Annotated in this window: 8 protein-coding genes and 1 pseudogene; 4 read left to right on the top strand and 5 right to left on the bottom strand. The window is 61.8% G+C overall.

Features of this window, described 5'->3' with window-relative positions; translation table 11 throughout:
• The first annotated feature begins 131 nt into the window (after positions 1-131).
• Positions 132-458, top strand: coding sequence for a LysR substrate-binding domain-containing protein (locus tag LDO29_RS27970; protein ID WP_224082972.1), 327 nt, complete (start codon positions 132-134; stop codon positions 456-458).
• Between the two features lie 323 nt (positions 459-781).
• Here LDO29_RS27970 and LDO29_RS27965 read toward each other — a convergent pair whose 3' ends face one another.
• Positions 782-1,189, bottom strand: a complete 408-nt coding sequence (locus tag LDO29_RS27965) for a DoxX family protein (protein WP_224082971.1) — start codon at positions 1,187-1,189, stop codon at positions 782-784.
• A gap of 201 nt (positions 1,190-1,390) precedes the next feature.
• Here LDO29_RS27965 and LDO29_RS27960 point away from each other — a divergent pair, with 201 nt between their 5' ends.
• On the top strand, positions 1,391-1,687 hold the full coding sequence (locus LDO29_RS27960; RefSeq protein ID WP_224082970.1) for a hypothetical protein: 297 nt from the start codon (positions 1,391-1,393) through the stop codon (positions 1,685-1,687).
• Positions 1,688-1,776: 89 nt separating this feature from the next.
• Here the strand turns inward: LDO29_RS27960 and LDO29_RS27955 are convergent, their stop codons facing one another.
• Together LDO29_RS27955 and LDO29_RS27950 are read right to left on the bottom strand one after the other, a co-directional pair.
• Positions 1,777-2,397 carry a hydrolase gene (locus LDO29_RS27955; RefSeq protein WP_224082969.1) on the bottom strand — a complete coding sequence of 207 codons (621 nt, stop codon included), beginning with the start codon at positions 2,395-2,397 and terminating at the stop codon, positions 1,777-1,779.
• A gap of 176 nt (positions 2,398-2,573) precedes the next feature.
• Positions 2,574-3,428, bottom strand: coding sequence for a helix-turn-helix domain-containing protein (locus LDO29_RS27950; RefSeq protein ID WP_224082968.1), 855 nt, complete (start codon positions 3,426-3,428; stop codon positions 2,574-2,576).
• Here LDO29_RS27950 and LDO29_RS28155 point away from each other — a divergent pair.
• Both LDO29_RS28155 and LDO29_RS28150 read left to right on the top strand, forming a co-directional pair.
• Positions 3,428-3,706: pseudogene (locus LDO29_RS28155) on the top strand (hypothetical protein); the annotation flags it as partial. The gene LDO29_RS27950 and the pseudogene LDO29_RS28155 sit on opposite strands and share 1 nt — an antisense overlap.
• Positions 3,695-3,901: a formate dehydrogenase accessory protein FdhE domain-containing protein gene (locus LDO29_RS28150; RefSeq protein WP_290369628.1), complete on the top strand. Its 207-nt coding sequence runs from the start codon at positions 3,695-3,697 to the stop codon at positions 3,899-3,901. The pseudogene LDO29_RS28155 and the gene LDO29_RS28150, both read left to right, overlap by 12 nt.
• A gap of 80 nt (positions 3,902-3,981) precedes the next feature.
• Here the strand turns inward: LDO29_RS28150 and LDO29_RS27940 are convergent, their stop codons facing one another.
• Positions 3,982-5,415, bottom strand: coding sequence for an HDOD domain-containing protein (locus LDO29_RS27940; protein ID WP_224082967.1), 1,434 nt, complete (start codon positions 5,413-5,415; stop codon positions 3,982-3,984).
• 8 nt (positions 5,416-5,423) lie between these two features.
• Complete coding sequence (locus LDO29_RS27935; RefSeq protein WP_224082966.1) at positions 5,424-7,205, bottom strand: putative bifunctional diguanylate cyclase/phosphodiesterase; 1,782 nt, start codon at positions 7,203-7,205, stop codon at positions 5,424-5,426.
• Between the last annotated feature and the right edge of the window lie 237 nt (positions 7,206-7,442).

Genomic DNA, 7,442 nt, shown 5'->3' with positions numbered 1-7,442 from the left:
CGGCAAGGGGGCCGGCGCCTTCGGCGCCGGCCTTCCACCGCCACTAAGAGACTTGAAATCAGGAAAGATTCAAGTTCCTATCGGGGCGACAACTATTCTGCCGCAGGGGGGCACTCCGGGAGCATCAGTTTGTGGAAGTCAGTGCCAAACGGGACATGCGCTGCCACGATCAGGAAACGCTGGCCTGGAAGCAGCATATCGGCGTTCCGGATCTGAAGGCAAAGATCCTTGTCCTGAAGGCTGGTATTGCCTGTGGATTCCTTCCTTCGTGCACGGCGCGGGAACATATCGGGAATGGCTCGCTGGTGTCCAGGACGCTTGCGGCAGAGCGCCCTGCCCATCCACTGTATCTCGCCTGGCGCGCCCGGTATCCCGGGCGCGCGCTTGCCTGGTGGATCGAAAGGAAGGATGCCCTGCTCTCCGTACTCAGGCGACGACTGGAACTGCAGGAGCAATAGAATAAAAACTTGCCAGATCGAATTTCTCGAATAATCAGTTCGAAAGTATCCGTTATATAAATCCGATTCCGCCGGCTATCATGATGCGACAGGAATTCAGCCATGCCATTTTTCGCGCCGTGCCCATCCATGGTTTCAGACTATCGGATTGCAATGGCCATGCTCCTTGGAGCAGCATTATTCGAATGCCGGAATCAGGAAATCGGATCCTGGCATTGAATTCCTTCTGAAGAGACGGGATCAGCATGACCTGGCGATGATCATGGGCGTGGAGCCTAGCGCCACGGCGGCTGCGATGCCGCAGGCCGTGGCGCACGCGTTGCTCAGGCCTTGCGTGATGCGGCAGCGCTCGTTTCCACGGCGAAGACCATGAGCATGCCGCCGAAGATCGCTACGTTCTTGAGGAAGTGATTGAGCTGATTCTGCGCGTTCGCGGCATCCGCACTCCAGAATCCGTGAAAGATGAGCGTGACGGGAATCAGGAACAGAGCCAGGACGGCCGCAGCAATGCGCGCCTGCCAGCCCACCACGAGAAGGAGACCGCCACCGATTTCCACAAGGATAGCAAGCACCAGCGCCACGCTTGCAAACGGCAGGCCAGCACTGGCCATCCATGCCGCTACCCCCGAGAAGGACGATATCTTCAAAATTCCTGAAATCAGAAACAGGAGGCCGAGCAAGGCCCGGCCAACAGGGTAGATGGGGAATGCGGGGGTGGAATCTTGTTGCATTTCAGTGTCCTTTTCGACGAATGCCGCAGCGCGGCGACAACGTAAGGCTATAGCAGGATCCTGCCGCTATCGAGGCCATTATGCGACGAAGTCAATGAAAATTATTGAACATCCATACCTCTCCCCCTGACGCGATGGGCCCGTATGACATGGCAGGCACCGACCGGTTTCAATGATTCAGTGGACTAGACAAACACCCTCATGGATTTCGAAGCATTGGCCCTGGAGCTTTGCACAAGCTACTCCCGCATCCCCGAGGTGAGTCCGCCATTCGAGGCGGGGACGCTGCACTGGCATGGGCAGGACTATTTCTACGTCTCGGGCTGGGGCGAAAAACAGCAGCGAAGACTGCTGGAGGTGTTTCGGAAGACGAAAGATGTCATGCTGGAACCGTTGCCAGCCTTCCAATACCCACTGCCATTCCGCGATCTGTTTCCGCAGGATTTCCGCCTGCTGTATCGCGACGCCCCCTGGGAAGACGCCGGACACAAGCGGTAGCAACGAAGCCGATTCCGCAGCAATGGCAAACGCGTGAATGCGACAGAGATGGCTACGGCAGGCGCGTCAACGTGAAGCGCCGTGGGGCATCATGGCTTCACCAGCATGTCTCTGGCGTACTTGAGCCCCATGCCATAGCCACCGCCAAAGCGCTCGACCAGTCCGCGAGCCCGATCATAGGTTTCCTTGCGCGTCCAGTCCCTCTGGAACTCGAGCAGGACCTGCAACCAGCTCGTCACCTCCGCCCCTTTGGAACGCATGCGGTCCAGCGCGTAGTGGTGGGAATCGACGGTCGCCCCGCCACAGGCGTCCGCCACGACAAAGGCCTGGTAGCCCTCGGCCAGGCAGCACAATACCGGGAAGCTCACGCAGGCCTCGGTCAGCATGCCCGCGAACAGCAGCTTCTTCCTGCCGGTGGCAATCACTGCCTGCCGCGCGGCGTCGTCTTCCCACAGGTTCATGGAGCGCCGGTCGTATACCGGAAGGTCGGGCAACAGCTCCCGGATGGCCGGAAACGGAGGACCGCTGTACACCTTCGTGGCCGACGTCGAGAGAATCGTGGGGACGTCAAACGTTCGGGCAGTCTCGACAAGCGCCACCAGATTGTTGAGGAGCTGCTGGCGGTCCATGGACTGCACGGCGAATCCAAGGCCCGCCTGCGGATCCACCAGCACCAGTGCACATTCCTGCGGCGAATTGAGTTCGTCCATCTCTCACCTGCCTCAATGTCTGAAGTCGAAGATCTGAAGTCGAAGACTGCGCCACATGGGCTGTCGCGCACCAAGCAGGCTTTGAGTATATGGAGGGACGTTCTGACAACAAAACGGATTTTTTCGTCCTGTTTGTTCGAATAGTCCGTTTGTCACTCATAAGCACAAGCCGGGATCTATAAATCGTTGCGCTTGCGCCAGTCTGCCGGCGTCACCCCGGTGACTCGCTTGAATACGCGCGTCAGATGGCTCTGGTCCACAAATCCGCATTCTGCCGCGATCATCGAAATTGGCACTGTGCCCGCCGCCAGGCAGTTCTTGACGACTTCGATCCTTCGCTCGGTCAACCATTGATAAGGCGTCTTGCCGGTGCTGTTGCAAAAGGCCCGGATGAAGTGGCTGCGCGACAGGTTGCATTGCGCCGCCACCTCGTCGACCGAGATATTGCCGGGCAGGTGCGCCGAGAGAATCTCCTTTGCCAGCGCCTCCTGCCTTGGCGTCAGCCGCGGACGGTGCCGGCCCGATGCGGCGGCGCTGCCATATGCCTGCAGGATATGAATCAGGAACGCGCCGACCATCTGGTCGAGAAAGAGCCGTTGGCGCTGCTCAGGGCCATCCAGCGAGGGCAGCAAGGCTTGCGCCAGGTTGAATATGACCGGATCGACGGAGCCTGCCGGATTGCTCAGGGAGACTGGCCCGCGGACGCCAAGCTCGCGCGCGAAATCCTGCAGCACGCGACGCTCCACGCGCATGCGCAGGTTGTCGAACGCGGAACCATGATGGCATCGCCACGTGTCGCAGAGATCCGTGATGGCAAGGCCACCTCTGTCGTAGCCACCATTGAAGAAACTCCTGCCGCCTCTCCAGAGGGCAAGCGATTCGAACGGACGCAGTTGCACGATGATTGAAGCCGCATCTTCGTTCGGCAGTGCCGGACCAGGCGGAAGTGCGACATCGGATCTCATACGGACGATGGTCGCCGACGATGCGGTAATGGATCGGATGGTCGGTAATGCTGCCGGATGCGACATGCGGCCTCCTGATGTATTCATTGGGTGACGGCGCGAAGAATGCGAACCCCCGCATCTTCCACATCGAGGGCGATCCTGACCACCCGGTCAGCCGTGGCTCGCTCTGTCCCAAGGGCGCAGGGCTGCTGGACATCGTCCATTCGAAGAACCGGCTGCTGTATCCGGAATACCGCGCCCCTGGATCGAATGAGTGGGTGCGCATTAGTTGGGAAGATGCGAGGAAGCGCATCGCCCGCTTGCTGAAGGACGACCGCGACAAGAACTTCATCGCACGCAACTTCGACACCGCAGAAGCCACGGTGCGCGCCGAAGGCTGCGGCGTGTGCCACGGTTATCTGAAAGTCGTCTCACTGGAACGCGACCCACAAGCCGAGGCCGTGGCCGACGACCTTGCCACCCTGACCCTCGACGATGCCGTGACGGTAGAGGGATATCAACGCACCGGGTTTAATCCCTTTGCCCTGCCGGGATGAAGCGCAGCCTATTCGGGCCCGCGCTTAGGCGACTCGCATCAGTGATCGCAGCTCATCAGCCACGAAGACACGCTCCGCCACTATCGCTGCGGCGCCGAACGCAGGACGGCCGTCGCGATTTCCCCGGCCAGTTGCCCGGCCGCGGCCAGTTCTGCATCGGTCAGTCCACCGGCAACGCGTGTCGCGCCCCAGTCGCCGCAGATCATGGCAACGCAGCGGTTTCGCACCTTGACCGGAATCAGCAGCGCGGAGCGCGTATCGGGCATGGCGTCGCGATACCAGCGCGGAACGCGATGCGACACGCCCTTGTCGCGCAAATCCTCGATCAGCAACGGCTGCGGGGCGATCATCGCGAAATGGAATATGTCGGGCACGAAGCCTTCTTCGAACGACAACTGCTCGAGCTTGTCCCGCATGCCGTCGCCGAAACCCAGCCGCGCGCCGAAGCGCTTGGTCGTCGGGTGCAGGAGCATCAGGAAGCAATGCGAGAAGTTCAGCGCCCGCATGGCTGATTCCAGCACCAGCGGAGCAAGCTGGGATACCGTCATCCCCGCCCCCTCCTGCCGAACCTCGTCCAGCGCCTGCTGCAGGCGCGTCAGCGTATCGGCCGGCTTGCCGCCATCGTCCGGAAGGCTGCCCTCCCCCGAGTCCGGCGACTCCGAGCGCGCCATCGACGTCTTCAGCGTGCCGGCCTGCTGGATAGCCACGTTGACGTGAGATGGCTCCAGCCCCAGCTTTTGCGCATGGGCCAGCAGCGGTTCCAGGACGGCTTCCTCCGGCTGCTCGGCCAGGATGGAGGCCGCCGCGCCCGATGACAGGCTTGCAACGGCACCCAGCCAGTCGGCATGCGTTTCCAGCACCGTCTCTTCGTCCAGCTCGCGGCCCAGCATGCCGTCCGCAATCAGGGCTGGCAGGCGCCACCTGAAGGCGGCTGCCCTGGCGATTTCGTCGAACGAAATGTCGATGACTTCGCGGCAGGCATCGCTTTCGCTCATGGCGCCATCCGCGCTCAGCGCCGCGATGCGGTCCCATTCGTCGGGGAAATAGAAGATCACGAGCATGCGGCTGACGTGGTGCATCAGCGTGCAGACGACGCCCTCTTCCCCACCCAGGATACCGCGCGCATCGTTCAGGGCGCGGGTGATCTCGCCGGCCATGATGGCCTGCTTGAGCGCCCTCGCCGCCTGGGGGCGGTTCGGCGCCACCCCCTGGAAAAAGTCGAGTACCTGGACGCCCAGCGTCAGGTGGGTAATCGTGTCCACGCCAAGCACCATGATGGCGCGGGATACGGTGGTCACCTCACCGCCGAACGAACGGTACATGGCGGAATTGGCCAGGCGGATGACTTTCTGGGAAAGACTGAAGTCCGACAGAACGGTGCCGGCCATTTCGCCAATGCTCAGGTCGCTGTTCAGCGACTTGAAGACATTGTCGATGCAGTACTGGAGCGTCGGAAAATCGCCTTTCTGGGCCATCCTGGCCCACAGTTGCTCGAGGAACTGTTTCTTTGACATGGTCTCGATCACGCGGACAGTGCGTCCCCGGAGCCAATCCGGAACCTGCCCGCGCGGACAGCGTCCTCGAAGTCATTGGGGCCCATCGCCCGGGCAAAGCGCCAGCCCTGTGCCAGTTCGCAGCGTTGGGTCGCCAGCAGATCGCATTGCGCCTCGGTCTCGACGCCTTCCGCAATCGCGACCAGCCCGAGTTCCCGCGCCAGGGACAGCACGGCGGAAACGATGGTGCGGGCGTGTGGGGAATCCACCATGTCCGCGACAAAGCTGCGGTCGATCTTCAGGGCCGACAGGGGAAAACGGCGCAGATAGGACAGGCTGGAATAGCCGGTGCCAAAGTCATCGACCGCAAAGCGGATTCCCAGCGCTCCCAGCTCGGCCAGCAGATTCCCGGCCGCCTTGGGGTCTGTCATCAGCGCGCCTTCGGTGATCTCCAGGACCAGCCGGTGCGGGTTGATGCCGGTATCGCGAATGGCGCTGCGTACGCTGTCGACGAAGCCGGGATGCCTGAACTGCACCGGCGACACATTGACCGACACGTAGCCAAGCTCCACGCCGTTTGCATCCCAGGCGGCCAGTTGCGCGCACGCGCAGCGCACGGCCCACGCGCCGAGATGATTGATCAGCCCGTTGCTTTCGGCCAGCGGCACGAAGACTTCCGGCGAGATGGCGCCGTCCGGATGCTCCCATCGCATCAGTGCCTCGACTGCGCAGACCGTATCCGGGCCGACCCTGAAGATCGGCTGGTAGTGCAGGAAGAGTTCACCGTTGAGCACGGCCTCGAACAGGTCTTGCTCGATGCGGAACTGCTCGTTCAGCCGGTGATCAAGTTCCGACGAGTACAGGCAATAGCGGTTGTTACCCTGCGCCTTGGCCTCGTACATGGCCCGGTCGGCCCGCCGCAGCAACTGCGATTCGGACTCGCGCACGCCCGAGGCGAACGCCAGCCCGATACTGGTGGTGACACGGACCTGGCAGCCGGCCAGGTGGAATGGCTGCCTGCAGACCCGCATGATCTGCTCGAGCACTCCCACCGCCGCGTCATCCGAGGTCACGTCGTCGAGCAGGATCACGAATTCGTCGCCGCCGAGGCGCGCAACGGTGTCCCGCGAACGCACGGTCGCCGCAAGGCGCTGGGCCAGTTCTTTCAGCAATATGTCGCCAACCTCGTGGCCGAGCGAATCGTTGACCTTCTTGAACCCATCGAGGTCCATCAGCGCGATGGCAAATCGTCCGCGCTGCGCGGCATCCCCTGTGAAATACGCCTCAACCCGGTTGCGGATCAGCCCGCGGTTTCCCACGCCGGTCAACGGGTCAGTGAGCGACTGTTCAGTCAGTTGATGGAGTTTCTGGGCCCATTTGGTGACATCGGTGCCAAACAGCAGTAGCGAAGCCCTGCCATCCGCGTTGGCATGCCGGCAAATGCGCAGATCGATCCAGCGGGTGCCGGTAATGGCGTTGGCAAAACGGATCTCGGCCTGTTTGGGAAGACCGTCGCGGAAACAGGCTTGCAGCAGTTGGGCAGCACGCTCGCGTTCGTCGAAGGCAATGATGTCCTTGATCGACGCATGCAGCAGGTATTCGCGCGGAAACGCCAGCAAATCCGCCGAAGCGCTCGTGGCCTGGAAAATATTCCCGGCTTCGCCGACCTGCAGCGCCAGCCCACCCCATGCCTCCAGCAGCGCCCAGGCATCCCTGTTTCCGGCAGGAGCCGTCGCTCCTGCAACGCCACCGGAACGGACCGGTTCCAGCGTGTGGCCTGCCCGGACAGCATCATACGTGAACGACGTCATGTGGTCTTTGGCCTAGCCTGTTTGGCCACTGCGCCTTGCCGATTCCCGTGGGACGGCGGTACCGCAGGGAAACCCGGTAAAAAAGACAGCATTAATGGTCCGAAAACACGCCTTGCCATCATGGGTGCGGCGCGAGTCAAGCTAGTTGTCGCCTCGGTCATGCGGCCAATGTCTGTATATTGACGCTCCCAGAATGCGTCTGGACGATGGAATCGCGTTCGGGGTTCAGGGTCACTG

The organism is Cupriavidus laharis, from assembly GCF_914271435.1.
GTDB lineage: Bacteria > Pseudomonadota > Gammaproteobacteria > Burkholderiales > Burkholderiaceae > Cupriavidus > Cupriavidus laharis.
This window is presented reverse-complemented; position numbering and strand designations above follow the sequence as displayed.